Genomic DNA, 25,289 nt, shown 5'->3' on the forward strand with positions numbered 1-25,289 from the left:
CCATACTAATATTCTGTCCGTCTACCGACAAAAGCCCTGATAAGACTTTATTAAAGCAAATATATAATAACATTTTGTTTGCAAATAAAGGCAACAGTAAGAATATTTTCTCATCTTACTGCACCGAAGGGGGCGTGGTCGCATGGCTGAGCTTCTGCGCATCGAGGGGATTTCAAAACGCTTCGGCTCGTTTTGGGCGAACCAAGATGTCTCGCTTTCAATCCAAGAGGGGGAGGTGCACACCCTGCTGGGCGAGAACGGAGCGGGCAAGTCTACGCTCATGAACGTTCTCATGGGGCTGTACAAACCAACTCAAGGAGAAATCTACGTGCGCGGGAAGCATGTCCGCATCGCCTCTCCCAAAGACGCCGTAGATCTCGGTATTGGCATGGTCCACCAACATTTTATGCTGGTCGATGCCATGACCGCGCTCGAGAACATCATCCTGGGCGAGCGGGGCGGGTCGCCCGTAATCCAGCGCGCGGATGCTTTGGCGAAGGTGAGAGAGCTGATCGAGCGGTACGGCCTGGACGTTGACCTAACGGTTCCCGTGTCGGACCTTTCGATCGGCGCCAGGCAGCGCGTGGAGATCCTCAAGGTCCTGTATCGCGGTGCCGACCTGCTGATTCTCGACGAACCCACGGCGGTGCTGACCGATCTGGAGGTCGAGGGCCTGTTCCAGATCATCGAGTCCCTCACGTCGGAGAACAAGTCCGTTATCTTCATCTCCCATAAGATGCGAGAGGTCATGCGCGTTAGCGACAAGATCACCGTTTTGCGCGCCGGGCGCTCTGTTAAGACCGTCGAGTGCCGCCAGGTAACCGAGGCGGAGCTCGCGAGCCTCATGATCGGCCGCGACTTCCACGAGGGCTCCTATGCCAAGGTGGATGCCGCTGCCGCGGGCGCGCCTGTCGCCCTTCGCTTCGACCATGTCGACGTCGAGGCGAACGTGAAGCGCGGCGGCCTGAAGGACGTGTCGTTGGAGGTCCGTGCGGGCGAGATCCTGGGAATCGCGGGCGTCGGCGGCAACGGCCAGGCGCAGCTCGCCCAGGTCGCCTGCGGACTGATGGCTCCGGACGGCGGAACGGTCGAGCTCCTCGGTAAGAAGGTCGAGCATTTCGATCCGTTGTCGTTCATAATAGCGGGCGTCTCAGATATCCCGGAGGATAGGAACAAGATGGGTCTCATCGGCGACATGAGCATCGCTGAGAACCTGGTGCTCAAGTCTACGGACGACGAGCGCTTTGCGGCGTGCGGCGGTGCCTGCCTGCGCCTTGATGAGATCGAGCGCTTCGCGGTGGAGCAGCGCGAGTCCAACGATATCAGGTGCACCTCCATTCGCCAGCGCGTGGGCGACCTGTCGGGCGGCAACCAGCAAAAGGTCATCGTCGCCCGCGAGCTGGGTGCCGATCCCAAGGTGTTGGTGGCGGTGCATCCAACCCGCGGATTGGATATCGGGGCCACCAGCTTCGTGCACGAGTCCATGATCGCCGCGCGAGAGGCAGGTTGCGCGATCCTCATGATCTCCGCGGATTTCGACGAGGTTCTCAAGATGTCCGACCGCATCGCGGTCATGTTCGAGGGTCGCGTCATGGGCGTCTATCCGGGTAAGAACGCGCCTATCGAGCGCATCTCGCTGGCAATGGCGGGAAAGGGGGACAACGATGAATAAGCGCAGGGTTCTAACCGTGCTCATGCCGGTGATCGCCGTGGCGCTCGCGCTTATCGCGGGCGGCGTGGTCATAGCGGCGCTGGGACGAGATCCCGTTCGCGGCTACGCGATGCTGTTCTATGGATCGCTTGGCAGCCCGCAGAAGATAGCGCAGTCCCTGGTGACGGCGTGCCCGCTCATCTTCACCAGCCTCGCAGCCTCCTTCGCGTATAAGTGCGGCGTGTTCAACCTGGGCGGAGAGGGCCAGTTCATCATGGGCGCAGTCGCCACCTCTGCATTCTGCGTCCTCACCGGGCTCGAGGGGCCCGTCGGCATGTTGGGCGGGTTGACGGTCGGCATTTTGGCAGGGGCTTTTTGGGCGGCGCTTCCGGGCATCATGAAGATCGCGCGCGGGCTCAACGAGATGATTACCTCGATCATGCTCAACTACATCGCCACACTCTTCATGGGATTCGTCTTCACCAACGCCCTGCGCGACGGCACCACTCCCCAGACGCCCGCGGTCGCCGACAGCGTCCAGCTGGGCCGCATCTCCGATGCGTTTCGCATGCACCCCGGCGTTATCATCGCCATCGTGTGCGCCGTGGCGCTGTATTACGTCATGTTCCACACGTCCTTCGGGTTCAAGATCCGCGCCGTCGGCATGAACGCGGAGGCGTCGCGCGTCAACGGATTCCCTGTCAAGCGACTCATGCTCCTGGCTTTCCTCATCTCCGGAGCCGTCGCGGGCCTGGGCGGTTCCGTCGAGCTTCTCGGTAACCAGATTCGTCTCATGTCCGGATTCGGCGCGGGCTTTGGTTTCGACGGCGTCGCCATCGCCCTGATCGCGCAACTGAACCCCTTGGGATCCCTGCTGGTCGCCATCTTCTTCGGCATCCTCCGCGCGGGCTCCATCTCGCTGCAGATCGCCGTCAACGTGCCCACGGCAATCGTGGACATCATCCAGGCCCTCATCATCATCTTCGCGGTCGCCGGAACGGCGCTGCTCAAGCTCCCGGCGTTCAAGCAGTACCTCGATAGCATGGGCGCATCGACCGGGAGCGATGCGAAGGCGGGCCAAAAGCTTCAGAAAGCCGAGGTGTAGAACATGGACGCGATTGTGCTCCTGCTCCCAGCCATCATCGTGACCACGGTGCGCATGGCTACCCCGTTGGTGTTCGTCACGCTGGGCGAGCTCTTCTCCGAGCGCGCCGGCATGGTCAACATCGGCCTCGACGGCCTTATGGCGATAGGGGCCCTCGTTGGTTTCTTGGTGGGCTATTTCACCGGCAACCCCTGGCTGGGCGTCGCCGCTGCGGCGCTTGCCGGCGTGGTGGTCAACTTGGTGTACGCGGTTTGCACCATCGGCCTCATGGGCGATCAGATCGTCTACGGCATGGCGGTCAACATCCTCGCCCCCGCGCTCGCGACCTTCATCTACAAGATCGCCTTCGCTAACTCCACCGCGCTGGTAAAGGGCGCCGCCATGTCGGTGATCCCCATTCCGCTGCTGTGCGACATCCCCGTTCTGGGCGACGCCTTCTTCCGCCAGACCGCCCTGGGCTATCTTGGCTACCTGCTGGTGCCCCTATGCTGGCTGTTCTTCTCCCGGTTCCAGGCGGGCCTCAACTGGCGCGCGGTGGGCGAGAACCCGCGCGCTGCCGAGAGCATGGGCATCGACGTCATCCGCACCAAGTACATCGCCTGCATCATCTGCGGCGCGCTCGCCGGATTGGGAGGCGGCTTCCTCACCCTTTGCTACACCTCCACGTATGCCGAGGGCATCGTCGCGGGTCGCGGCTTCATCGCCCTGTCCGCGGTCATCTTCGGGCGCTGGCTGCCCCAGGGTGCGCTCGGAGCCTGCCTGCTCTTTGGCTTCTGCGACGCTCTGCAGATCACCCTGCAGGTCCAGGCGCCCGGCGTGCCCTACCAGTTCTTCCAGATGATTCCGTACATCGTGACCGTGGTCGCGCTGCTGTGGTTCGGTGCCAAGCAGCTGGGCCCCAAGGCCAACGGCCAGCCTTATTACCGCGAGCAGCGTTAGGAGCGTGTTCGAAATGACAAATACCCTTTGCACCGCACGCGCCATGAGCCGCAGGGGATTCCTCGCCGGCGTCGCCGCCCTCGCCGGGGCATCGGTGCTGGGCCTTTCCGGTTGCGACCGCTATCTGGAGAATGAGGGCGGCAAGTACCGCATCGCGATGGTGTTCAACGCGCCCATCAACGATGGCGGCTGGGGTTCCAGCTGCTATGAGGCGATGGTTTTAGCGGCGGAGGAGTGCGGTTGGGAGACCGCCTATTCCGAGAACGTCGCCACCGCCGACTACGGCGCGACCATGCAGGCCTACATCGACATGGGCTACGACCTGGTCTACCTTCCCGGTAACGAATACCAGAGCAGCGTCCTGCAGGTCTCCAAGGACAATCCCGACGCCAAGTTCCTGGTTCTCAACGGAACCGAGGTCAACGCGGGCATCCAGGCCGCGATGCCCGACGCCGTCCAGATCGGCCAGTGCGCCGGCGCGCTGGCTGGCCTGCTGACCAAGACCAACAGCATCGGCTTCATCGGCGGCATCGAGATCGATACCACCTTGCAGAAGCTCGAGGGCTACACGCAGGCGGCGCAGAAGATCAATCCCGATATCCAGGTGACCACCGCCTATGCCGGCTCATTCAACGACGCCGCGAAGGGTAAGGAGATCGCCACGTCGATGTGCTCGTCAAACGCCGTCGACGTCATGTTCGGCGACGCCTCGGTCGTCGATGCCGGCGCTCGCGAAGCCCAGGCGGGGTTTCCGGGAACCTATAACATCGGCCAGCCCAACGACCTCGGCGGACCCGATGACCCGCTGGTCCCCAACAGCGTGGTCACCGACAACGTCGTTCTTATCGTCCAGTGCATGCGCGATTACGAGGCGGGGGAGTACGGCAACAAGACGGTTCTGGGCGACCTCTCCAACGGAGGCGTGTCGGTGGGAACCTTCTCGAGCATCGTCCCCGAGGATATCCAGGAAGAGTATCTACAGATCATCGACCAGATTCGAGAAGGGTCGTTCTAGCGCGCAAGCCCTGGCGGGCAGCTCCCTCTCTGTGCTCGCCGGGGTTATGGCGACTGGCGCGCGTCCCCTCGGACAGGTGGTGTTTTTAGATAAGAAAGCCGTCCCGGTCATGCTGTCGACCGGGACGGCTTTTCTGTTCGCGCGCAGATGGCGCGGCAAGGGCGGGGAGCTCGGGGCGCTACTGGGCAGTCTCCGCCAGGGCCTTGGCTTCATTGAGGTAGCTGTAGAAGCTGTACTTGGAAACGCCGAAGAACTCGCATGCCTTCTCGCTGGATTTGGAGATGAGGAAGGCGCCGCGGCGATCGAGGTAGCCGATGGCGCGGATGCGCTCGTCCTTCGTCATAAGGGCGGCGGGCTTGCCCACCACGTGCTCGCATTCGCGGAACAGGTCATCTAGCAGGTCGCCGACGTTACGGGTGATGGGTTCGGGGTCCAGGTGCTTGGACTTCTCCTCTCCGATGAAGGTCCACAGCATGCTTTCGAACCCCTTCATAAGGGTGATGTCGAAGTTGATCGCCAGGACCCCTACGGCGTCTCCGTCGTCGTTGCGGATGAAGATGGTGCTGGATTTCAAGATCTTGCCGTCCGAGCTCTTGGTGAGGTAGGGCTGGCGATCCTCCATCTTCTTGTTCCCCTGCAGCGCCTCGAGCACCACGTGGCTGGGCCCGTCTCCAAGCTTGCGCCCGCTTACGTGGCCGTTTTCGATCGCAACGATGGAGCGGTCCAGGTCGCTGGTCTCCAAGTCGTGCACCACTACCTCGCAATTGGGTCCAAATTGCAGGGCGAGTCCGTGTGCGAGCCTTTTATAGAACTCGATCTGGTTGTCGGTCATGGCACTCCTCAGTACTCCTAACAAACATTTTGTAAGGTATATGTTGACACATTATTAAGGCGATAGTCGTGACATGCAAAAACTACCGTTGAACGCCAAAAAACGACCGATTATGAAACCAAACAAAAAGTCTGTACATAATCTCTTGTATGTGATAAAACCTTATTAACAAACAAATTGTTTGGTATCCAGATGAAAGATTTGAACGTCGGGCAGCGAAGAGCTTAGGAGAGAAGCATGGCTGACAGGATTCAATGGTCGGACAACCACATGGAGAAGAGCGACGACGCCCATCTCGGCATCATGTCGCTGGAGAACGTCGCGAAGGCCCGCGCCTTCCACAAGAGCTTTCCGCAGTACACGGTGACCCCGCTCGCCCGCCTGGACAATCTGGCCGCCCGCCTGGGCCTCAACAGCCTGTGCGTCAAGGACGAGAGCTATCGCTTCGGCCTGAATGCGTTCAAGGTCCTGGGCGGCTCCTTCGCCATGGCGAGCTACATCGCGGACGAGACCGGCCGCGACGTTGCCGACATGACTTACGACTACCTCACCAGCGATGAGCTCGCTCGCGACTTTGGCCAGGCGACCTTCTTTACCGCTACGGATGGCAACCACGGCCGCGGCGTCGCATGGGCTGCCAAGCGCCTGGGCCAGAAGGCCGTTGTGCACATGCCCAAGGGTTCCACCAAGCCCCGCTTCGACAACATCGCCGCCGAGGGCGCTACCGTGACCATCGAAGAGGTCAACTACGACGAGTGCGTCCGTATGGCGGCCGCCGAGGCCGATGCCTGCGAGCGCGGCGTCATCGTTCAGGATACCGCCTGGGAAGGCTATGAGAAGATCCCCAGCTGGATCATGGAGGGCTACGGTACCATGGCGTCCGAGGCCGCGGAGCAGCTCCGCGAGGCCGCCATCAACCGTCCCACCCACGTGTTCGTCCAGGCCGGCGTCGGTTCGCTGGCGGGCGCCGTGGTAGGCTACTTCGCCAACCTGTATCCGGATAATCCCCCCACGTTCGTGGTTATGGAGGCGACCAACGCCGCGTGCCTGTACAAGGGCGCCGTCGCGGCAGATGGCGAGCCCCGCATCGTGACCGGCGACATGCCCACCATCATGGCCGGCCTGTGCTGCGGCGAGCCCAACACGCTTGGTTGGGACATCCTGCGCAACCACGTCACCGCTTTTGTGGCCTGCCCCGATTGGGTCGCCGCGCGCGGCATGCGAATCCTGGGAGCACCCGAGAAGGGCGATCCCCGCGTCATCTCCGGCGAGTCGGGAGCCGTGGGCGCGGGCCTCATCTCCACGCTCATGACGGATGATTCCTATGCCGAGCTGCGCGACCTGATCGGGCTGGACAAGACCAGCAACGTCCTCATGTTCTCCACCGAGGGCGATACCGATCCCGAGCACTACCGCAAGGTCGTTTGGGACGGCGCATATCCGGCCGAGTAGCACCGTTAGTCGGCAGGCGATCGACAGTGTTTCAGCTTCTAGAGAGAAGGGACAGATAGAAATGGCTAAGGAACTGGATTTCGAGGGCATCAAGAAGGCGGCGCAGGATTATGGCAAGGACATGACCGCGTTTCTGCGCGCTATGATCAGCCATCCGTCCGAGAGCTGCGAGGAGGGCGAGGTCGTCGCCTGCATCAAGGCTGAGATGGAGAAGCTTGGCTTCGACAAGGTCGAGGTCGACGGCCTGGGCAACGTTATCGGTTGGATGGGCGAGGGCGACAAGATCATCGCCATCGACTCGCATATCGATACCGTGGGCATCGGCAACATCGAGAACTGGACTCACGACCCCTATGAGGGCTATGAGGACGACGAGGTCATCTACGGCCGCGGCGGCTCCGACCAGGAGGGCGGCATGGCTTCCGCTACCTACGCTGCCAAGATGATGAAGGACCTGAACCTCATCCCCGAGGGCTACAAGATCATGGTCGTCGGCTCCGTCCAGGAAGAGGACTGCGACGGCATGTGCTGGCAGTACATCTGCAACAAGTACTTCTCCAGCGTCGAGGAGGCTCGCGAGAAGATCGCGTTCGTCATCTCCACCGAGCCCACCGACGGCGGCATCTATCGCGGACACCGCGGCCGCATGGAGATTCGCGTCGACGTCCACGGCGTCTCCTGCCATGGTTCCGCGCCGGACCGCGGTGACAACGCTATCTACAAGATGGCCGACATCATCGCCGACGTCCGCGCCCTCAACAACAACGGCTGCGACGAGTCCACCGACATCAAGGGCCTGGTCAAGATGCTCGACCCCAAGTACAACCCCGAGCACTACGAGGACGCTCGCTTCCTGGGCCGCGGCACCTGCACCGTTTCCCAGATTTTCTACACCAGCCCGTCCCGCTGCGCCGTCGCCGACTCCTGCGCGATCTCCATCGACCGCCGCATGACCGCCGGCGAGACCTGGGACTCCTGCCTGGACGAGATCCGCAACCTCCCCGCTTGCAAGAAGTACGGCGAGGACGTCGAGGTCTCCATGTACATGTACGACCGTCCCAGCTGGACCGGCGAGGTTTATGAGACCGAGTCCTACTTCCCCACGTGGATCAACGCCGAGAACGCCGCCCACGTGCAGGCGCTCGCCGACGCTCACCACGGCCTGTTCGGCGAGGAGCGCATCGGTTGCGAGCAGTCCATGGACAAGCGCCATCGCCCGCTGATCGACAAGTGGACCTTCTCCACCAACTGCGTCTCCATCCAGGGTCGCTACGGCATCCCCTGCGTCGGCTTCGGCCCGGGCGCTGAGAGCCAGGCCCATGCGCCCAACGAGGTTACCTACAAGCAGGACCTGGTGACCGCAGCCGCTATGTACACCGCGGCCGTCAACCTCTATGACGACTCCCTCGCTACCGGTGACGTCACGGTCTTCCGTGCCGGCGCTACCGATAACGACATCAAGTAGTATCCCTTCCCATCTTGTGACCACAGGCTGCCGTATGCCCCACTCTCTCTTCCCAATGCCTGGCATGCGGCGGCCTTTGGCTTGAAGCCTTTCCGCGCCCTCGACCGATCGCGCGTCAATCCTGATTCTTTGATAAGGAGAACCACAATGGCCAAGAATTTCAACGAGATCCTCGAGTCCCTGTCCGGCCTCGACTACTCCGGTATGTACAACAGCGACTTCCTGCACACCTGGGACAGGACCACCGATGAGTTGAAGGCTCTCTACGAGACTGCTGCCGCCATCCGCAACCTGCGCGAGCGCAACATCTCCAGCCGTATCTTCGACTCCGGTCTGGCCGTCTCGCTGTTCCGCGACAACTCCACCCGTACCCGCTTCTCCTTCTCCAAGGGTTCCAACCTGCTCGGTCTCGAGCTCCAGGATCTGGACGAGAAGAAGTCCCAGATCGCCCACGGCGAGACCGTTCGCGAGACCGCTACCATGATCTCCTTCATGGCCGACGTCATCGGTATCCGCGACGACATGTACATCGGTGCCGGCGACGCCTATATGGCCGAGGTCTCCGAGTCCGTCCAGCAGGCCTACGCCGACGGCGTTCTCGACCACCGTCCCACGCTGATCTCCCTGCAGTCCGACTCCGACCACCCCACGCAGTCCTCTGCCGACATGCTCTACCTCATCGAGGAGTTCGGCGGCCTTGAGAATCTCAAGGGCAAGAAGGTTGCCGTTACCTGGGCATACTCTCCTTCCTACGGCAAGCCGCTGTCCTGCCCGCAGTCGCTGATCTCGCTTCTGCCCCGCTTTGGCATGGACGTCACCCTGGCGCACCCCGAGGGCTACGATCTGATGCCTGAGGTCGTCGAGAAGGCGAAGGCCTACGCTGCCGAGTCCGGCGCCACCTTCAAGCAGGTCAACACCATGGCCGAGGCCTTCGAGGGCGCTGACATCGTCATCCCCAAGTCTTGGGCTCCGTTTGCCGCCATGGAGCAGCGCACCAAGCTGTACGCCGCTGGCGACGACGCCGGTATTGCTGCCCTCGAGAAGGAGCTGCTCGCCCAGAACGCCACCCATAAGGACTGGGTCTCCACTCGCGAGCTCATGGCTACCACCGCTAACGGCCAGGACACCATCTTCATGCACCCGCTGCCCGCCGACATCTCCGGCGTCTCCTGCGAGAACGGCGAGGTCATGGCCGACGTCTTCGAGGATCATCGCATCGGCATGTACAAGGAGGCCAGCTACAAGCCCTACGCCATCGCCGCTATGATGTTCCTGCAGAAGGTCAAGAACCCGGTCGAGACCCTGCGCGCCCTCGAAGCTGCCGCCACTCCCCGTTGGAACCAGCAGTAAGGACCGGTTGGCATGAGCAAGCGCATTGTTGTCGCCCTTGGCGGTAACGCCCTGGGTTCGAACCTCCCCGAGCAGATGGAGGCCGTCCGCGGCACCGCAGCAGCGATCGCGGACCTCATCGTCGCCGGCAACGAGGTCGTCATCGTCCACGGAAACGGCCCGCAGGTGGGCATGATCGCCAACGCCATGGCTGAGCTCACCCGTAGCGATCCTGAGAAGTACGTTCCGGTGCCGCTGTCCGTCTGCGGTGCCATGAGCCAGGGCTACATTGGCTACGACCTACAGAACGCCCTGCGCGAGGAGCTTCTCAACCGCGGTGTCGAGAAGGGCGTGTCCACCGTCCTCACCCAGATCGAGGTCGACCCGGACGATCCCGCGTTCCAGAATCCCGCCAAGCCCATCGGCCCGTTCATGAACGTGGTCGAGGCCGATGAGCTCAAGGCTACGCGCGGCTACGAGTTCATGCATGACGAGAAGAAGGGCTATCGCCGCGTTGTCGCGAGCCCCAAGCCCGTTTCGATCGTCGAACTCGATACCATCCAGACCCTGGTCGCCAACGACCACGTGGTTGTCTGCTGCGGTGGTGGCGGCATTCCCGTCACGCCCACCGAGCACAACCGCCTCAAGGGCGCCGCGGCGGTCATCGACAAGGACTTCGCCGCCGAGAAGCTCGCCGAGCAACTGGATGCCGACGAGCTGGTCATCCTTACCGCGGTCGAGAAGGTGGCCGTGGGCTTTGGTACCGATCACGAGCGTTGGCTCGATACGCTGACGCCCCAGGAGGCTACCGAGCTTGCCGACGCCGGCGAGTTTGGCGCGGGCTCCATGTTGCCCAAGGTGCAGGCCGCCTGCGCCTTCGCGCAGAGCAAGCCCGGTCGTCGCGCGCTGATCACGCTGCTTGAGAAGGCGGCTGACGGTATTGCCGGCAAGACCGGTACCGCCATTCTTGGCGCATAACTAACGTATTCTAGAAAGCGGGGCGGCTGCCGTGTGCGGGCGCTCCGCTTTTTGGGCGTTATGGCGCGTGCGTTTTGGACGAGGTTATTGGACGAGGACGGTCCGAGGGGGGCACTGTGGAAGACCAACGGGAAGCGAAGGGGCGTTTGGGCTGCGTCATCATGGCGTCGGGGACGGGGTCGCGTTTCGCCGCCGCCCTGGGGGTTGCCGGCGGCGACGAGCCGTCCAACAAGCTGTTCGAGGCCCTGGGCGCCTCTACCGTCTTGGGGACGACTATAGATTCCGTGCCGCCTTGCTACGACGTGGTGGTGTCGACGCGCTGGCCGACGGCCGCCATGGTCGCGGCGCAGCACGGGGCGCGCTTCGCTCTGCATCACGGCCCGCAGCGAAGCGATTCCGTGCGGGCCGGCCTTGGCGAGGGCCTTGGCAGGGAATGGCGGGGCTGCCTGTTTTTGCCTGGCGATCAGCCCTTGGTGTCGCGCGAGAGCTTCGAGCGCTTGGCCGAGGCTTTTTGGCGCGAGCCCCAGTACGTCTACCGCTTGGGATGGAAAGGACATCCCGGAAGCCCCGTTCTGTTTCCCGCGCGCTGCTTTTCCGATTTGATGAAGCTCGAGGGCGCCGACGGCGGTTCCGCGGTCTTGCGCAGGGAGGGGCTACCCGTAAAGATCGTCGAGGCCGTGAGCAGGGCCGAGCTTCTGGACATAGATGTGCCAGACGATTTGGATGTCGCCCGCGCCCAGCTGTCCGGCGCCGTTGTATTGGAACGTGAATCCAAGGAGGGACGTGCCTCATGATTATCATCAAGGGCGGAACCTGCGTGCAGCCCGAAGGCCTTCGCCGCGCAGACGTCGCGCTGGAGGGCGACCGCATCGCGAAAATCGCCGCGAATATCGAGCCCGGGCAAGGCGACCAGGTGGTCGATGCCGCGGGCTGCTGGGTATTCCCGGGCTTTATCGACGCCCATACGCACCTGCAGTGCTGGACCGGTATGGACTGGACCGCGGATACGTTTGAGACCGGAACGCGTGCGGCGGCGTGCGGCGGCACCACCACTATCGTTGACTATGCCACACAGGACCGCGGTATGACGCTGGACGAGGCCCTGCGCGAGTGGCATTCCCGCGCGGATGGCACCTGTACCGCCAACTATGCGTTCCATATGGCAATCGCGGATTGGAGCGATGCGACGCGCGCGGAGCTTCCCGCTATGCGCGAGGCGGGCATCACCAGCTTCAAGACTTATTTCGCCTATGACCACCTTCGCCTGAACGATGCGCAGACCCTTGAGGTCCTCGAGGCGCTGAAGCCCCTGGGCGGCGTGTTGTGCGTGCACTGCGAGAACGGCGACCTTGTTAACGAATTGCAGCGGCGCACCCTTGCGCGCGGCATTACCGGACCGGAGGGACACGCCCTTTCTCGCCCGCCCGTGGTGGAGGCCGAGGCCGTGAGCCGTTTGCTCTACCTGGCGCACCTAGCGGGCGACGCACCGGTCAACGTGGTGCACCTGTCAACCAAGCTGGGGCTTGAGGCGGTCCGCGCCGCCCGTGCCCGCGGCCAGAAGAATATCTTCGTGGAGACCTGCCCTCAGTATCTGGTTATGGACGAGACGCGATATCTGGAAGAGGGCGAGGACGGCTTTACGGGCGCCAAGTACGTCATGAGTCCGCCGCTGCGCTCCGCGGAGAATGCCCGCGCGCTGTGCGAGGCAGTGCTTGACGGCGAAGTCGACAGCATCGCTACGGACCATTGTTCGTTTAACCTGCATGGGCAGAAAGACCGCGTGCGCGATGACTTTACCCGCATACCCAACGGTGGGCCCGGCATCGAGCACCGTCCCGTCGTGATGGCGACGGCGCTGGGTGGCCAGTTGGGTCCTGCGGGCCTGTGCCGCCTGCTCAGCGAGGGCCCTGCCAAGGTCTTTGGCCTATGGCCGCGCAAGGGGCGTCTGGCGGAGGGCGCTGACGCGGATATCTGCGTTTGGGATCCGCGCGTCGCTTGGACCATTACGGCCGCCGGCCAGCACCAGGCGGTGGACTATACGCCCTATGAGGGCATGGACGTCACCGGTCGTGCGGCGTGGGTCTTTGTCAACGGCGAGCTCGCGGTTCGCGACGGCGAGCCCGTGGGCTCCAAGCCCGGTCGCTACGTGGCGCGCTAGCGGCGTCGCCATCGCCCGCCCCCGCTGTCGCGCGCGGTCGCTACCAGCCGACCAGCGCGTGATCGGGGGGGCTAGCGAGCAAGGCCGTTAGCCAAGGTGGACGAGGGCGCCGGACCGTATGCTTCCGGCCAGAACCTCCCGGCCCAGGGTGCGCGCGAAATCATGGTACGCATCCAGGCTGCTAGGCCGGTCCATATGGTCTACCTGGTTGAGAATCACCAGGTCGTCCTCGTCCACCAGACCTTCTGCAGCCACGGCCCGCGCCACCAGCTCCGGTGTCGCCGCATCCTGGGGCGAGCAGCCCGTGAGACGGCAGAAGATCTCCGGTCGATGCACCGCCGTCTCAACCGTCTCGCCAAAGGCGCCGGCGCCGACTACGAGGATGGTGCGGGCGTTCGCGGCGGGGATCACCGGCTCATGGGGGGCGTGGGCCTTCAGCGGCAGGCGGTGCGAGCCGTCTGCCTCTACTAGCACGTAATCCGCCATGTCCGCGAGCCGCGAGAAGGGGATCGCCGATGCGATGAGCTTGCCGGTGCGCTGCTCCACCTCGCCCACGCACACTAGGTTGCACTTGGCGAGCATGGCTTCAAGTTCCAACTCACTGCTTGCGAGCGGGATATCTTGGGGGACGAACATATGGGTCGAGGTCGCGAGTACCACGCGCCTTCCTGCATCTGCCAGCGCCCGTCCGCCGCATGCGAGCAGCGTTGATTTGCCGCCGCTGCCGATGACCGATATCACGCCGCGGCGCGGCGCCAGCAGCTGATCTAGCGGTATGGTATGGAGCATGGCATATCACCTAATTCGCTTGATGCAAGAGCGGATATTTCGATGGGTACATTGGCATGACGTTGGCGCGGGGGCGCCCATGCCAACACCGTAGCACGTCTGCGACCGCCGTAGCGCGGCCGCGAAAGGAGAATCATCATGCAGATCGATGCAAGGAACAAATCCTGTCCGCAACCCGTGATCTTGGCCACCAAGGCCCTGGACCAGCTTGCCGCTCAGGGCCAGGCGGACCAGGAGCTCGAGGTGCTTGCCAACGAGATGGTCGCGGTCGAGAATCTCAAGCGCCTGGCGGCGTCCCGCGGTCGCGCCGTAGAGGTTGTGGAAGGCGCGGGCGAGTGGTCCGTGCGCATCGCCGGGGGAGAGGCGCCTGCCGAGGACTCCGCTTCTGCCGGTGAAGGCGCCTCCGCGTTTGAGGCCGTCTGCGACCTGCCCGCAACGCAGTCCAGCCCGTTGGCAACCGTGGCCAACGGCGCGCCCGTGGTGGTCGCGGTGGGCGACGATGTCATGGGGCGCGGCGACAAAGAGCTGGGACGCATCCTGCTCAAGGGCATCATCTACGCCTTCGCCAACGCCGACGTTCCGCCCGCCAAGATGGTGTTCTTCAACGACGGGGCCAAGGTCACCTGCGAGGGCTCTCCCTCCATCGACGACCTGCGCGAGCTCGAGGCTCGCGGCTGTGAGATCCTCACCTGCGGCACCTGCCTGGATTTCCACGGCCTTAAGGACAAGCTCGCCGTGGGCGGCATCACCAACCTGTATGCCATCTCGCAGATCCTGCTGTCCGGAGGGGTTGTCTCGCTGTGATCTACCTCAACTGCGCCGCCACTTCGCTCATGCGTCCGCCGTGCGTGGCGCAGGCCGTGTCGCAGGCGCTCACCAGCTTGGGCAGCTCGTCGCGCGGCACCTCCACCCGTGATCTCATGGCTGCGCGCGGCGCGTACGGCTGTCGCGTTGAGATGGCCGCGCTTCTGGGATCGTCCCATCCTGACCGCGTGATCTTCGCCGCTAACGCTACCCAAGCGCTCAACACCGCCATCTTCGGTTTGGTGCGAGCCGGCGACCGCGTCGTCACCACCGTTATGGAGCACAACTCCGTTCTTCGTCCTCTCTACGCGCTGGAGCGCCAGCGCGGCATCGACCGTGCGATCGTTGGTCTGGACGATGACGGGCTACTTGACTATGAGCAGCTAGAACGTGTTGTCGAGGGCGCGCGGCTGGTGTGCTGCACGCATGCGTCCAACCTTACGGGCGACGTGGTGGATATCGAGCGCGTCGCCCGCATCGCCCATGCAGCCGGCGCGCTGCTACTGGTGGACGCCTCGCAGACCGCGGGCGCCTATCCCGTGAACATGGAGGCCGTGGGCGCGGACGTGCTGTGCTTCACCGGTCACAAGGCGCTGATGGGTCCCACGGGCACGGGCGGGTTGATCGCCAACCCGCGGATCGATATCGAGCCGCTCCTCTTCGGCGGCACGGGCGTGTTCTCCGACCAGAAGGACCAGCCCATCGCGTGGCCCGAGCACCTGGAGGCGGGCACGCTGAACGGCCATGGCCTGGCCGGCCTTACGCAGAGTGCGAGCTTTATCCGCGCGCAGGGGGTCGACGCCATCCATAAGCGCCTGGCCGCGCTGCGCGCGCATTTTGTGGCGGGCTTGGCGCGGATTCCGGGCATCACGGTGTACGGTAGCAATGCCTGCGACCACGTGGCGACCGTCGCGCTCAACCTGGCGGGCTGCGAATCCTCCGCGCTGGCAGACGCCCTGGCCTGGCGCTACGACATCGCCACCCGCGCGGGACTTCACTGCGCGCCGCTGATGCATCGCGCGCTGGGCACCCAGGGCGCGGGGTCGGTGCGCTTCTCCTTTGGCTACTACACCACGCAAGAAGAAGTCGACGTGGCGCTGGCGGCGTTGTCCGAGCTGGCGGCAGAAAATTCGGACGATGCGGGGAATTCGCGATGAGGGCGCGACCGTGCTGCGTGGCGACGTTTCACAGCACGCATGACGCCATCCATGCGGAGCGCGCGTGCACCGAGCGCGGGGTCGCCGGACGCTTGATTCCGCTGCCTGTGCAGATCAACGCGGACTGCGGCCTCGCCTGGCGCATGGAACCCTTCGAGCGCCCGACGTTCGAGCGGCTCATGCAAGATGAGGGTATAGACGCGGGCTACGTGGACCTTATGCTGTAGGGACTGAGAGGAAGATGCCATGCTTGTTTACGTGAGGGGCGCCGGCGACATCGCCACCGGCATCGCGCTGCGCCTGCATCGCGCCGGCTGCCAGGTGGTTATGGCGGATATCGCCGAGCCAACCTGCATACGCAGGACGGTCGCGTTCTCCGAGGCCATCCGTCTGGGCGAGGCGCGCGTGGAGGACGTGACGGCCCGCCTCGTCGCCGATGCGCGTGTCGCGCGCGCGATCGCCGCCGCGGGCGACGTCGCCGTGGTGGTCGATTCGGACGCACGGATGATCGGCGCGCTGGCGCCCGATGCCGTGGTCGACGCGATTCTGGCCAAGCGCAACCTGGGGACCAGTATGGACATGGCGCCTGTGGTGGTGGGCGTGGGCCCCGGTTTCACGGCGGGGATCGACTGCCACGCCGCGGTGGAGACCAAGCGGGGCCACTACTTGGGGCGCGCTATCTACCAGGGCAGCCCCATCGCTAACACCGGGGTCCCGGGCGTAATCGCGGGCGTGGGCGCGGACCGCGTGCTGCGCGCGCCGGCGGACGGTCCCTTTGAGTGCGTGCGCGCCATCGGGGACGCGGTGAGCGCGGGCGAGGTGGTCGGTCGCGTGGCGGGCGAGCCCATGGTCGCGACCATCGACGGCGTGCTGCGCGGGCTCATCGCCCCGGGCGTGCGGGTGGTGCGCGGCATGAAGTCGGGCGACATCGACCCCCGCGGCGAGCGCGCGTTTTGCGACACGGTGTCCGACAAGGCGTCCGCTGTGGGCGGAGGCGTGCTCGAGGCGATCATGCACTTCTCGTCCCCCTTTTAACCCCTCTTATTGTCCTAGAAATGCGCCTGGCGTACGGATTGGAGTATGTGATGGCTAGCGATGTGAAGCTGACCAAACTGGCGGATTGCGCGGGCTGCGGTGCCAAGGTGGGCGCCGGCCAGCTGGCGAAGCTGTTCGAGGGGTTCGAGCAGCCGCACGACCCCAACCTGCTGGTGGGGTTCGATCGCGCGGACGATGCCGCGGTCTACAAGGTGGCCCCGGACGTCGCCATGGTGCAGACGCTCGATTTCTTTCCGCCCATCGCGGACGACCCCTTCACCTTCGGTGCCATCGCGGCGACCAACGCGCTCTCGGACATCTACGCCATGGGCGGCGAGCCCAAGACGGCGCTGAACATCATGGCGGTACCGCAGGATATGGATCCTGACGCCGTGCGCGACATCCTGCGCGGCGGCTGCGCCAAGGCCACGGAGGCGGGCGCAATCGTGTGCGGAGGCCACAGCATCTACGACCCCGAGCCCAAGTACGGTATGGCGGTCACCGGCCTGGTGCATCCGGACCGCATCCTCACCAACGCAGGCGCCCGCCCGGGCGACGTGCTGGTATACACCAAGCCGCTGGGCATCGGCGTGCTCACGTCTGCCATGAAAGCGGACCTGGTGGACGTGGACCTCGCGCAGCGCGCGCTCGACATCATGACCACCCTCAACCGCGGCGCGCGCGATATCATGGTGCGCTACCGCGTTCACGCCTGCACGGACATCACCGGTTTTGGCGTGATGGGGCACCTGCTGGAGATGGCGCAGGGCGCAGGTGTTGCCATCGACGTCGACGCGGCGGCATTCGAGTTCTTGCCCCGTGCGCGCGAGTTCGCCGCCATGGGCATTGTGCCCGCGGGGGCATACCGCAACCGCGAGTACGCCCAGGCGTCAGCCGACCTTTCTGACGTGCCGCTTGACGTGGCAGACTTGCTTTTCGACCCGCAGACCTCCGGCGGTCTCATGATCTGCGTGGATGCGGAGGACGCGCCCGCGATGCTTGCTGAGCTTGCCGCGGATCCGCGCGTGCCCGTCGCGGTAGAGGTGGGTAGGGTCCTTCCCTATGATGGAGCGGGGGATGATGGCGATGCGCCCGATGGTGTCGGTCCCGCCCCGCGCCTTCGCGTACACTGGTAGCCCCGCCGCGTTGTTCGCGAGCGGTCCTGGCGTGATGAAAGGAACATATTCGATGGAGAAGCTTCAAGTTGCAAGCGCGCTGATCGCTGCGCTCGAGCAGGGGCGCGCGGTCGAGTTGGCGGTGGTCACGGGTACGCGCGGGTCGTCCCCGCGCTCCGCCGGCGCCTGGATGGCCGTGGATGCCACTGGTTCGATCGCGGGTACGGTGGGAGGCGGTGCCGTGGAGGACATCGCCATACGCGAGGCCGTGGAGCTGCTCGCCGCCGGCTCCTCGCGCACGGTGAGCTATACCATGGGTGGTCGCGTAAGCGATACCGGCATGGTGTGCGGCGGCATGATTGACCTGTGCTATCTCTATCTTGATAGCGATAAGCTGGAGTTTTTTAAGCAGCTTGAAAAAGTGCTGGTAGAACGTGGCGATGGAGCGCTTGAGATCGACCTCGCACCGTTCGCGTCGGTCCGTCCCGCGGACGCTCCGGCCCATGGTGCGGAGTCCGCTGCGACCATCGTGGGCGCGCCTGCGCTCTCCGTTGTCGATGTCGAGCCGGGCGTCGCCGCCGGCGTGACCGATGTGGATGGAGCCCCCGTCTACCTCGAGCCGCTCTGCCCGGAGGGCCTCACCTATATCTTCGGCAGCGGCCACGTCGGCCGCGCCCTGGCGCCCGTGCTCGCCGGCGCCGGGTTCGCCGTGGTCTCCTGCGACAACCGCGCGGAGATGCTTTCCGAAGAGCTGTTGCCCGGCGTGCTCGACCGTCGCCTGGTCGACTACGGCGATTTGGCGGCGAGCTGCAAGATCGGTCCGCGCGACATCGTCATCTCGTCCACTGCGGGCCATGGTAGCGACTTTGCCGTGGTGTCCCAGGCCCTTGCCGCCCATCCCGCCTACCTGGGATGTTTGGGCAGCAAGAAAAAGACCGCCTTTATCCATGGCAAGCTGGCCGAGGAAGGCTATTCGGACGAGGATATCGCGAGCATCCATATGCCCATCGGCATCAAGATTGGCGCCGAGACGCCTAACGAGATCGCTATCTCCATTGCGGCTGAGTTGATCGCTCATAGGCGGCATTACCAGCTGTAGAGCAAAAGGCAAGACAGGCCCCAAATGCAGAGTCCCCGGGATGCGCGCTTCGCGGAGCATCCCGGGGACACTTCCCTTGGGCTGCGAGTTCTGCTTTTCGTTGTCTCCTGCGCGTGTTGGCTCATTCCATGCAGGCGTGACGGCCTGCATGTCCATCATCTCATTGACTATGGACACGAGCAGAGTGCAGGCAGGCCCCATGTTGGAGAGGCCTTCGGAGCGGGCAGGGGTGTGGCAGTACGCTCATTGCGTTCGTTGGCTTTTTTGATTCCTTTTCGTAGCCGATTTGACTCTTAGGCGCCCGCTGTCCTTATATCGATTTCCCTTACACCAACTTTCCAACGCGATTAATGAGGTCGTCGCCGCGCAGCTATGGGTGTGTGCAATCTGGTCTGCATTGTTGTTTTTGGTTTGGAAAGCGCTCAGAGTTTTCCTTGTGGGTGTCGCGTAGGGGCTTATTAAATAAAAACCATCAATTAGCATTTCATTTGAACGCTCTTGCTTGATGTATGCCTTCTCCCAACAGAAGCGCTCTTTCGTTATATTGGTTGCTGGAGTTAGGGTATGCTTTACTTTCATGAAATCGGATAACAAGTAGATTTGGAGGGCGCTATGGTTCGCGGAACGGCGCGGTCGAAGGATGCCGGAAAGCCGGGCATCAAGGAAGTTGCCGCTGCCGCCGGGGTTTCTCCAACGACAGTATCTCGCGTTCTTAACAATCGCGGCTACATTAGTCAAGAAACCCGTGACAAAGTTCAAGCGGCGATGAAGCGTATCAATTATGCTCCCAACGATATTGCTCGTGCTATGCTTAACGGCCGCTTGAATCTTGTTGGGATGATTGTTCCCTTTGTTAGCAACCCGTTTCATGGTGAAGTTGTTCAGGTTGTTGAACGAACGCTTGCGGAAAACGGCTTTAAGATGCTGCTTTGCAACAGCGCTTGCCGTCCTGATCTAGAGCGCTCCTATATCGACATGCTCAGGCGTAACATGGTCGATGGCGTCATTGTCAATTCGCTTAATATCGGCGCTGAGGCATATGCCGAGATGGGCTTGAGCTTGGTTGGCATCGATTGTGATTTAGGTGAAGGCTCTGTCCAAATCGCCAGTGATAGCTATGCCATCGGCGAGATTGCCACGCGACGTCTGATTGATGGCGGCTGCTCTCGCATCCTGTGCTTGCGTAATAATAGTCGCATGAGAATGCCCGGTAACAAGCGTTCCGAGGCATACCTAGATGCAGTCGCTGATGCAGGCTTATCCGCTCTTGTGCGTGAGGTTGAGTTTGTAAAGTCTGATGAAGAGAAGGGGACTGCGGTCGCGCAGATTCTTGATGAGAATCCTGATATCGATGGCATCTTTGCCGGAGATGATATGATGGCCGCCATTTGCCTCAACGTCATGGCTCGACGAGGTCTGAGTGCGCCGAAGGACATCAAAGTTATTGGCGCGGATGGCGCTCGTCGTACGAGGACCTTTATGCCGGAATTGACAACCGTACGGCAAGATATCGAGCGCATAGGTGAGCTTGCGGCGCAATCGGTCATAGCTCTCATTAACGGTGAAAAGCCCGAGTCGAATATAAAACTCCCCGTTGAGCTTATTGAGGGCAAAACCGCCTAGCCTTACTGGTGCCCTAGTTCTTTAGCATTACCCATTACCGTTCACCGGTATATGTCAACCGTTTGCCTATGACTTGAGCTGTTGAAAGACGTTCAAGTGTGAAAACGATTGACATATGAAAACGCTTGACATATCTTGCGATCGTACCGAGTAAGTCTTCAGTGGGAAAGGAAGCCCCGGATGCACAAAGTCTATTATCAGCCTGAGGGAATTTGGGTAGGCGACATCATGCCGTACGGTGAGGACGGCACGTTCTATCTCTATCATCAGCGTGACACGCGTAACCCCGAACCTTTCGGAGAGCCGTTTGGCTGGGCGCTCGCTACGACCAAGGATTTCGTCAACTACAAGGACTTTGGCGAGAGCCTTGAGCGTGGCGGCGACGAGGAAGTCGACCAGTACATTTATGCCGGCACGGTGTTTAAGGTGGGCGACAAGTACCATGCGCTCTACACTGGTTGCAATCGCGATAAGGTCCGCGCACGTTTGATGAAGCAGGTTCTTCTTCACGCAACGAGCGACGACGCCGTCAAGTGGGAGAAGAACATCGCCGAGACGCTGCTTCCGCCCCAGGAGGGTTACGATGACCGCAACTGGCGCGATCCCTTTGTGCTTTGGGATGAGGAGAACGAAGAGTACATGCTCATCCTCGGCACGCGTGTGGGCGAGGATAAGCATCTGATGACCGGTCGTCTGGTCAAGTTTACCTCTAAGGACCTGAGCACCTGGGAGTTCCAGGGCGACTGGTGGAATCCGGGTCTGTACACCATGTTCGAGATGCCCGATCTCTTTAAGATGGGCGACTGGTGGTACCTGGTCTTCTCCGAGTACAGCGATGGCAACAAGACCCGTTACCGCATGTCTCGCTCTATCAACGGTCCTTGGATCACTCCTGCGGACGATTCCTTCGATGGCCGCGCGTACTATGCCGCACGTACCGCATTTGACGGCGAGCGCCGCGTTCTCTTTGGTTGGGTTCCTACGCGCGACGAGGGCGGCGACCCCAGCTCTTACCTGTGGGGTGGCACTTTTATGCCCCTCGAGATCGTTCAGCGTGCCGACGGAACGCTCGGCACCAAGCTTCCCGACAGCATGCTTGGCGCCTTTGGCGAGGCTAAGGCAGTCGGGGCCCTTGAGCTTTCCTGCGAGTCGGGCAAGGTCGAGCAGGTGCTCGCCGCGGATGCCGGCTCCACCTATATGCTCGACGCCGATATCGAGCTCGCCGGTGACGCTGCCGGCTTCTCGGTGAAGCTTGCCGAGGACGCCGAGTCCGGTCTTGCCTATGAGTTCCGCGCCAACCTGCGCGAGGGCAAGCTCGAGTTTGCGGCGGCCCCCCAGTATCCGTGGTTCCAGGTCAACAACATGGGCCTCGAGCGTCCGTTGTTCTTTAAGGGCGAGGGCACTCATCATGTGCGCCTGGTCGTTGACGACGATATCGCGACTATCTTTGTCGACGATGTCGCGCTCAACGCGCGCTTCTGCAACAAGAAGGGTCAGGGAGTGGCACTGACGGTCACCGACGGAACGCTCAAGTGCGAAAACGCAACGATCGCGTCTCTGTAACGACAGCGCGTTATCTTATGCCCTTGTAAAGGAATGGAGAAAAACATGGACTACAAGGCAGTGTCCCAGCAAGTCGTCGATAACGTTGGCGGCCTGGAGAACATTGAAGGCGCCACGCATTGCGTGACCCGATTGCGCTTAGTGCTCAAGGATACGAATAAATATAATAAAGCCGAGCTCGAGAATATAGATGGCGTCAAGGGCGTGCTCTATAACAGCGGCCAGCTCATGATTATCTTTGGCACCGGCACCGTCAACAAGGTCTACGAAGAGTTTATGGCTCTAACGGGCGTTAAGGAAATCAGCGCTTCCGAGGCTAAGGGTGCCGAGGCTGACAAGAAGGGTAAGGTCTTCTCGGTTCTCAAGGTATTTTCCGATATCTTCATCCCCATCATTCCCGCTTTCGTCGGCGCTGCCATCATCATCGGCTTAAAGTCGCTCCTTGTGGCCAACGGCCTCTTTGGCATGGAGGGCAGCCTTGCCGACCATAGCGAGTTTCTCAAGAATGTCGCGAGTTTCTTCGGCATTATCGCTACCACCTTCGATTATCTGCCCGTACTTGTTATGTACAGCGCGGTTAAGCGTTTTGGCGGCAATCCAATCCTAGGCATCCTCGTCGGTATTGTTATGGTTCATCCGAGTCTCATGAATCGCAACGCGTTCGTGCTCGACTCTTCCGGTGCTGACTACTGGGATTTTGGCCCCCTCTCCATCCCCATGGTCGCTTTCCAGGGCGGTGTATTCCCCGCCATTTTGACCGCTTGGTTTATGGCAAGGATTGAGAAGCTTGCTCAGAAGTATATCCCCGAGGTTGTTTCGTTCGTCTTTGTCCCAACCGTCACGCTTATTCTTGCCAATGTTGCGCTGTTCACCGTATTCGGCCCGCTTGGTAACCTTATTGGTGACGTACTCGCTGGTGTGATCGATGTTCTCTACAACAGGATGGGGATATTCGGTGCATTCATTTTCGCCACGTTCCTTCAGCCACTTGTTGTGACTGGTACCCATCAGTTCATTCAGGGTATCGAGGCGAATCTCGTCGCTACGACTGGCTTCAACTACATCCAGGCCATCTGGTCCGTTTCCATTATTGCCCAGGGCGGCGGCGCTATTGGCATGTACCTCATTCATAAGAAGCATTCCAAAGAGCGCAGCATCTGCATGTCCTCATTCATCCCGACATTGGTTGGCATTTCTGAACCCGCTATCTTTGCTGCTAACATGCGCTACTCGATCATTCCGTTCGTCTGCGCTTGCATCGGTGCTGGCTGTGGTGGGGCTTTCGTCAAACTTTTTGAGGTCCGTGCTATCGGCCAGGGTTTGACCGGTGTGCTCGGCTTACTGATTGTTACCCCCGAGACGCTAGTGTGGTATGTGGTTGGTAACCTCATCGCCTTCTTCGTGCCGATTGTTTTGATTTTTGCCTATAACAAGGCAAAGGGTGTTCCGACTACTGATGAAGAAGGCGCGGGAGCTGGCTTCGACGTCAGCTTCTAGCCTGAGTCATTCAAAGAACCCAGCATATTTAAGCGCTTGGAGAAAGGGCGTTCAGCTCGTGGGGCTGTGCGTCCTTTCTCGTGCAAAAGGAGGTCAGTGAGGTGTTCAATCAGAAAGAAAAGGCGACGCGTGCGGATTACGAGCTGTGGCGCGCGGGGCAGGATGGCACGGTGACTCGCATCGCGACAGATCCAGACAGGCTAGCGTTTCACGTTGAGCCCGAGCTAGGATGGCTTAACGACCCCAATGGTCTTATCCAAGTTGGCGATACCTATCATATCTATCATCAGTACGACCCGTTTGATGCTGCGCACGGCGGCGCAACCCTTTGGAATCATCTTGTGACGAAGGACTTTGCAACATATGAGAATTGCGGACCGGTACTCTTCCCTGATTCCGATATAGATTCGAGCGGTGCTTATTCGGGCTCTGCGTTTATGCATGACGGCTCAATTCACCTTTTTTACACCGGTAATGTGAAGCGTTTCGATCGCAATGACTACGACTACGTGCTGGCGGGGCGCGAGCAGAATCAGATTCATATGGTTATCGACAATCCATATGAGCTGGGGGAGAAACGTATCGCGGTGGGTCCACGAGACTATCCGGATGATATCAGCACCCATGTGCGCGACCCCAAGATTCTCGGGCATGATGGCATCTATTATATGGTTCTTGGTGCTAGAACTAAAGATGATCGCGGCTGCGTCCTCGTGTACACATCAAGCGATCTTGAAGCTTGGCAATATTCAACGCGTATCGAACTGGGCGAGAAATTTGGCTATATGTGGGAATGCCCAGATCTATTTGAGCTGGACGGCGAACTTGTTCTTGTTTGCTGTCCGCAAGGCGTGCCTGCTGAGGGATGGCGGTATCGAAACCCGCATCAATGCGTCTGGTTTCGCGTCAAGGCCGATTGGAGCGCTTCGACCTTTGAGCTTGTTGAGGAGGGGAAGCCGTCGATGGTTGATGCGGGTTTTGATTTCTATGCTCCGCAGACCTTCGAGGACAACGGTGGTCGCCGCCTAATGATTGGCTGGGCGGGATGCCCTGATGCGACAGCTCTGAATCCAACGGCTGGGCGCGGATGGCAATGTGCATTGACAGTGCCACGCGAGCTGACCATGCGTGAGGGCAAGCTCTGCCAGTGGCCCGCATGTGAACTTGAAAGCTTGCGCGGAGAGGTTGTGCGCGTAAATGCTGGTGAGTATATCGAGAATCCGGGTCGCCTTTTTGACGTTGTGGTTTCCTGCCAAGGGACTAGGGCGCTTGAGCTTGCGATTCGCAAGGGCGTTTTCTTACGCTACGTGGATGGTATGCTCACTCTCGATATGGGCAAGGAGGGCTACGGGCGCGATGAGAGGTCGGTGGAAGTTGGCGAGCTCCGTGATTTGCGCATCCTGTCGGATACGACCTTGTTTGAGGTCTTTGCCAACACTGGAGAGGTCGTGCTTACGAGTCGTACGTATTCGCCGGCAGTGCCTACGATGGAGCTACAATCCGCGGCTGTGGCATCGATGGAGTTCTACCGTCTTGCGCGATAGGCGATAGCCTGAGGACGGAAAGAAGTTCAGTGTTCCAATGCCCGCTGCGAGCACCTGGGTTAATTGCGACGGGAAAGGCTCCAAGGGAGAACCCCCGGGATGCGCGCTTCGCGATGCATCCCGGGGGTTCTCCCTTGGA

General features: G+C 61.5%; 22 protein-coding genes. 20 read left to right on the forward strand and 2 right to left on the reverse strand.

What is annotated here, in order from left to right; all coding sequences use genetic code 11:
* Window positions 1-142 precede the first annotated feature (142 nt).
* The 4 genes from B3H65_RS03460 to B3H65_RS03475 are packed head-to-tail and all read left to right on the forward strand — an operon-like array spanning window position 143 to window position 4,710.
* Window positions 143-1,672 (forward strand): ABC transporter ATP-binding protein, encoded by a 1,530-nt coding sequence (locus B3H65_RS03460; protein ID WP_286684137.1) that lies wholly within the window; start codon window positions 143-145, stop codon window positions 1,670-1,672.
* On the forward strand, window positions 1,665-2,756 hold the full coding sequence (locus B3H65_RS03465) for an ABC transporter permease (RefSeq protein WP_286684138.1): 1,092 nt from the start codon (window positions 1,665-1,667) through the stop codon (window positions 2,754-2,756). The genes B3H65_RS03460 and B3H65_RS03465 overlap by 8 nt, the downstream gene beginning before the upstream one ends.
* Window positions 2,757-2,759: 3 nt before the next feature.
* On the forward strand, window positions 2,760-3,695 hold the full coding sequence (locus tag B3H65_RS03470; protein ID WP_286684139.1) for an ABC transporter permease: 936 nt from the start codon (window positions 2,760-2,762) through the stop codon (window positions 3,693-3,695).
* A 13-nt stretch (window positions 3,696-3,708) separates the two neighbouring features.
* Entirely contained in the window at window positions 3,709-4,710 is a 1,002-nt protein-coding gene (locus tag B3H65_RS03475) for a BMP family protein (RefSeq protein WP_286684140.1), read from the forward strand.
* A gap of 178 nt (window positions 4,711-4,888) precedes the next feature.
* Here the strand turns inward: B3H65_RS03475 and B3H65_RS03480 are convergent, their stop codons facing one another.
* Window positions 4,889-5,542 (reverse strand): helix-turn-helix transcriptional regulator, encoded by a 654-nt coding sequence (locus B3H65_RS03480; protein ID WP_286684141.1) that lies wholly within the window; start codon window positions 5,540-5,542, stop codon window positions 4,889-4,891.
* A gap of 237 nt (window positions 5,543-5,779) precedes the next feature.
* On the opposite strand from B3H65_RS03480, the gene dpaL reads away from it, so the two are divergent.
* The 6 genes from dpaL to hydA all read left to right on the forward strand — a co-directional run bounded on the left by dpaL (window position 5,780) and on the right by hydA (window position 12,924).
* Window positions 5,780-6,994, forward strand: a complete 1,215-nt coding sequence (dpaL, locus tag B3H65_RS03485; RefSeq protein ID WP_286684142.1) for a diaminopropionate ammonia-lyase — start codon at window positions 5,780-5,782, stop codon at window positions 6,992-6,994.
* 61 nt (window positions 6,995-7,055) lie between these two features.
* Window positions 7,056-8,459 carry a YgeY family selenium metabolism-linked hydrolase gene (locus B3H65_RS03490; protein WP_286684143.1) on the forward strand — a complete coding sequence of 468 codons (1,404 nt, stop codon included), beginning with the start codon at window positions 7,056-7,058 and terminating at the stop codon, window positions 8,457-8,459.
* Window positions 8,460-8,606: 147 nt separating this feature from the next.
* Window positions 8,607-9,809, forward strand: coding sequence for a knotted carbamoyltransferase YgeW (gene ygeW, locus B3H65_RS03495; protein WP_286684144.1), 1,203 nt, complete (start codon window positions 8,607-8,609; stop codon window positions 9,807-9,809).
* Window positions 9,810-9,821: 12 nt separating this feature from the next.
* A complete protein-coding gene (gene arcC, locus B3H65_RS03500) occupies window positions 9,822-10,766 on the forward strand; it encodes a carbamate kinase (RefSeq protein WP_286684145.1) in 945 nt (314 codons plus the stop codon).
* 116 nt (window positions 10,767-10,882) lie between these two features.
* Window positions 10,883-11,560, forward strand: a complete 678-nt coding sequence (locus B3H65_RS03505) for a nucleotidyltransferase family protein (protein ID WP_286684146.1) — start codon at window positions 10,883-10,885, stop codon at window positions 11,558-11,560.
* Window positions 11,557-12,924: a dihydropyrimidinase gene (hydA, locus tag B3H65_RS03510; RefSeq protein WP_286684147.1), complete on the forward strand. Its 1,368-nt coding sequence runs from the start codon at window positions 11,557-11,559 to the stop codon at window positions 12,922-12,924. The genes B3H65_RS03505 and hydA overlap by 4 nt, the downstream gene beginning before the upstream one ends.
* Before the next feature lie 87 nt (window positions 12,925-13,011).
* Here the strand turns inward: hydA and yqeC are convergent, their stop codons facing one another.
* Window positions 13,012-13,713 (reverse strand): selenium cofactor biosynthesis protein YqeC, encoded by a 702-nt coding sequence (gene yqeC / locus B3H65_RS03515; protein WP_286684148.1) that lies wholly within the window; start codon window positions 13,711-13,713, stop codon window positions 13,012-13,014.
* Between the two features lie 138 nt (window positions 13,714-13,851).
* Here yqeC and yedF point away from each other — a divergent pair, with 138 nt between their 5' ends.
* The 10 genes from yedF (at window position 13,852) to B3H65_RS03565 (ending at window position 25,150) form a co-directional block, all read left to right on the forward strand.
* Entirely contained in the window at window positions 13,852-14,517 is a 666-nt protein-coding gene (yedF, locus tag B3H65_RS03520; protein WP_286684149.1) for a sulfurtransferase-like selenium metabolism protein YedF, read from the forward strand.
* A complete protein-coding gene (locus B3H65_RS03525) occupies window positions 14,514-15,674 on the forward strand; it encodes an aminotransferase class V-fold PLP-dependent enzyme (protein ID WP_286684150.1) in 1,161 nt (386 codons plus the stop codon). The genes yedF and B3H65_RS03525 overlap by 4 nt, the downstream gene beginning before the upstream one ends.
* Complete coding sequence (locus B3H65_RS03530) at window positions 15,671-15,901, forward strand: DUF3343 domain-containing protein (protein ID WP_286684151.1); 231 nt, start codon at window positions 15,671-15,673, stop codon at window positions 15,899-15,901. The genes B3H65_RS03525 and B3H65_RS03530 overlap by 4 nt, the downstream gene beginning before the upstream one ends.
* 19 nt (window positions 15,902-15,920) lie before the next feature.
* Window positions 15,921-16,709, forward strand: coding sequence for a selenium-dependent molybdenum cofactor biosynthesis protein YqeB (gene yqeB / locus B3H65_RS03535; protein WP_286684152.1), 789 nt, complete (start codon window positions 15,921-15,923; stop codon window positions 16,707-16,709).
* Window positions 16,710-16,759: 50 nt separating this feature from the next.
* Window positions 16,760-17,845 (forward strand): selenide, water dikinase SelD, encoded by a 1,086-nt coding sequence (selD, locus tag B3H65_RS03540; RefSeq protein WP_286684153.1) that lies wholly within the window; start codon window positions 16,760-16,762, stop codon window positions 17,843-17,845.
* Between the two features lie 52 nt (window positions 17,846-17,897).
* A complete protein-coding gene (locus B3H65_RS03545; RefSeq protein WP_286684154.1) occupies window positions 17,898-18,923 on the forward strand; it encodes an XdhC family protein in 1,026 nt (341 codons plus the stop codon).
* 612 nt (window positions 18,924-19,535) lie between these two features.
* Window positions 19,536-20,546, forward strand: a complete 1,011-nt coding sequence (locus B3H65_RS03550; RefSeq protein ID WP_286684155.1) for a LacI family DNA-binding transcriptional regulator — start codon at window positions 19,536-19,538, stop codon at window positions 20,544-20,546.
* A gap of 180 nt (window positions 20,547-20,726) precedes the next feature.
* Window positions 20,727-22,109 (forward strand): family 43 glycosylhydrolase, encoded by a 1,383-nt coding sequence (locus B3H65_RS03555; RefSeq protein WP_286684156.1) that lies wholly within the window; start codon window positions 20,727-20,729, stop codon window positions 22,107-22,109.
* Window positions 22,110-22,154: 45 nt separating this feature from the next.
* On the forward strand, window positions 22,155-23,606 hold the full coding sequence (locus B3H65_RS03560; RefSeq protein ID WP_286684157.1) for a PTS transporter subunit EIIC: 1,452 nt from the start codon (window positions 22,155-22,157) through the stop codon (window positions 23,604-23,606).
* A 101-nt stretch (window positions 23,607-23,707) separates the two neighbouring features.
* On the forward strand, window positions 23,708-25,150 hold the full coding sequence (locus B3H65_RS03565) for a glycoside hydrolase family 32 protein (protein ID WP_286684158.1): 1,443 nt from the start codon (window positions 23,708-23,710) through the stop codon (window positions 25,148-25,150).
* Window positions 25,151-25,289: the final 139 nt, after the last annotated feature.

Origin of the sequence: Collinsella sp. UBA1693, from assembly GCF_002320115.1 — a bacterium.
In the GTDB taxonomy this organism is placed as follows: domain Bacteria; phylum Actinomycetota; class Coriobacteriia; order Coriobacteriales; family Coriobacteriaceae; genus Collinsella; species Collinsella tanakaei.

Excerpts from the sequence above, each read along its gene's own strand:
- B3H65_RS03460 (WP_286684137.1), top strand. The coding sequence starts at position 143 with ATGGCTGAGCTTCTGCGCATCGAGGGGATTTCAAAACGCTTCGGCTCG.
- B3H65_RS03465 (WP_286684138.1), top strand. The coding sequence starts at position 1,665 with ATGAATAAGCGCAGGGTTCTAACCGTGCTCATGCCGGTGATCGCCGTG.
- B3H65_RS03470 (WP_286684139.1), top strand. The coding sequence starts at position 2,760 with ATGGACGCGATTGTGCTCCTGCTCCCAGCCATCATCGTGACCACGGTG.
- B3H65_RS03475 (WP_286684140.1), top strand. The coding sequence starts at position 3,709 with ATGACAAATACCCTTTGCACCGCACGCGCCATGAGCCGCAGGGGATTC.
- B3H65_RS03480 (WP_286684141.1), bottom strand. The coding sequence starts at position 5,542 with ATGACCGACAACCAGATCGAGTTCTATAAAAGGCTCGCACACGGACTC.
- dpaL (WP_286684142.1), top strand. The coding sequence starts at position 5,780 with ATGGCTGACAGGATTCAATGGTCGGACAACCACATGGAGAAGAGCGAC.
- B3H65_RS03490 (WP_286684143.1), top strand. The coding sequence starts at position 7,056 with ATGGCTAAGGAACTGGATTTCGAGGGCATCAAGAAGGCGGCGCAGGAT.
- ygeW (WP_286684144.1), top strand. The coding sequence starts at position 8,607 with ATGGCCAAGAATTTCAACGAGATCCTCGAGTCCCTGTCCGGCCTCGAC.
- arcC (WP_286684145.1), top strand. The coding sequence starts at position 9,822 with ATGAGCAAGCGCATTGTTGTCGCCCTTGGCGGTAACGCCCTGGGTTCG.
- hydA (WP_286684147.1), top strand. The coding sequence starts at position 11,557 with ATGATTATCATCAAGGGCGGAACCTGCGTGCAGCCCGAAGGCCTTCGC.
- yqeC (WP_286684148.1), bottom strand. The coding sequence starts at position 13,713 with ATGCTCCATACCATACCGCTAGATCAGCTGCTGGCGCCGCGCCGCGGC.
- yedF (WP_286684149.1), top strand. The coding sequence starts at position 13,852 with ATGCAGATCGATGCAAGGAACAAATCCTGTCCGCAACCCGTGATCTTG.
- B3H65_RS03530 (WP_286684151.1), top strand. The coding sequence starts at position 15,671 with ATGAGGGCGCGACCGTGCTGCGTGGCGACGTTTCACAGCACGCATGAC.
- yqeB (WP_286684152.1), top strand. The coding sequence starts at position 15,921 with ATGCTTGTTTACGTGAGGGGCGCCGGCGACATCGCCACCGGCATCGCG.
- selD (WP_286684153.1), top strand. The coding sequence starts at position 16,760 with ATGGCTAGCGATGTGAAGCTGACCAAACTGGCGGATTGCGCGGGCTGC.
- B3H65_RS03545 (WP_286684154.1), top strand. The coding sequence starts at position 17,898 with ATGGAGAAGCTTCAAGTTGCAAGCGCGCTGATCGCTGCGCTCGAGCAG.
- B3H65_RS03550 (WP_286684155.1), top strand. The coding sequence starts at position 19,536 with ATGGTTCGCGGAACGGCGCGGTCGAAGGATGCCGGAAAGCCGGGCATC.
- B3H65_RS03555 (WP_286684156.1), top strand. The coding sequence starts at position 20,727 with ATGCACAAAGTCTATTATCAGCCTGAGGGAATTTGGGTAGGCGACATC.
- B3H65_RS03560 (WP_286684157.1), top strand. The coding sequence starts at position 22,155 with ATGGACTACAAGGCAGTGTCCCAGCAAGTCGTCGATAACGTTGGCGGC.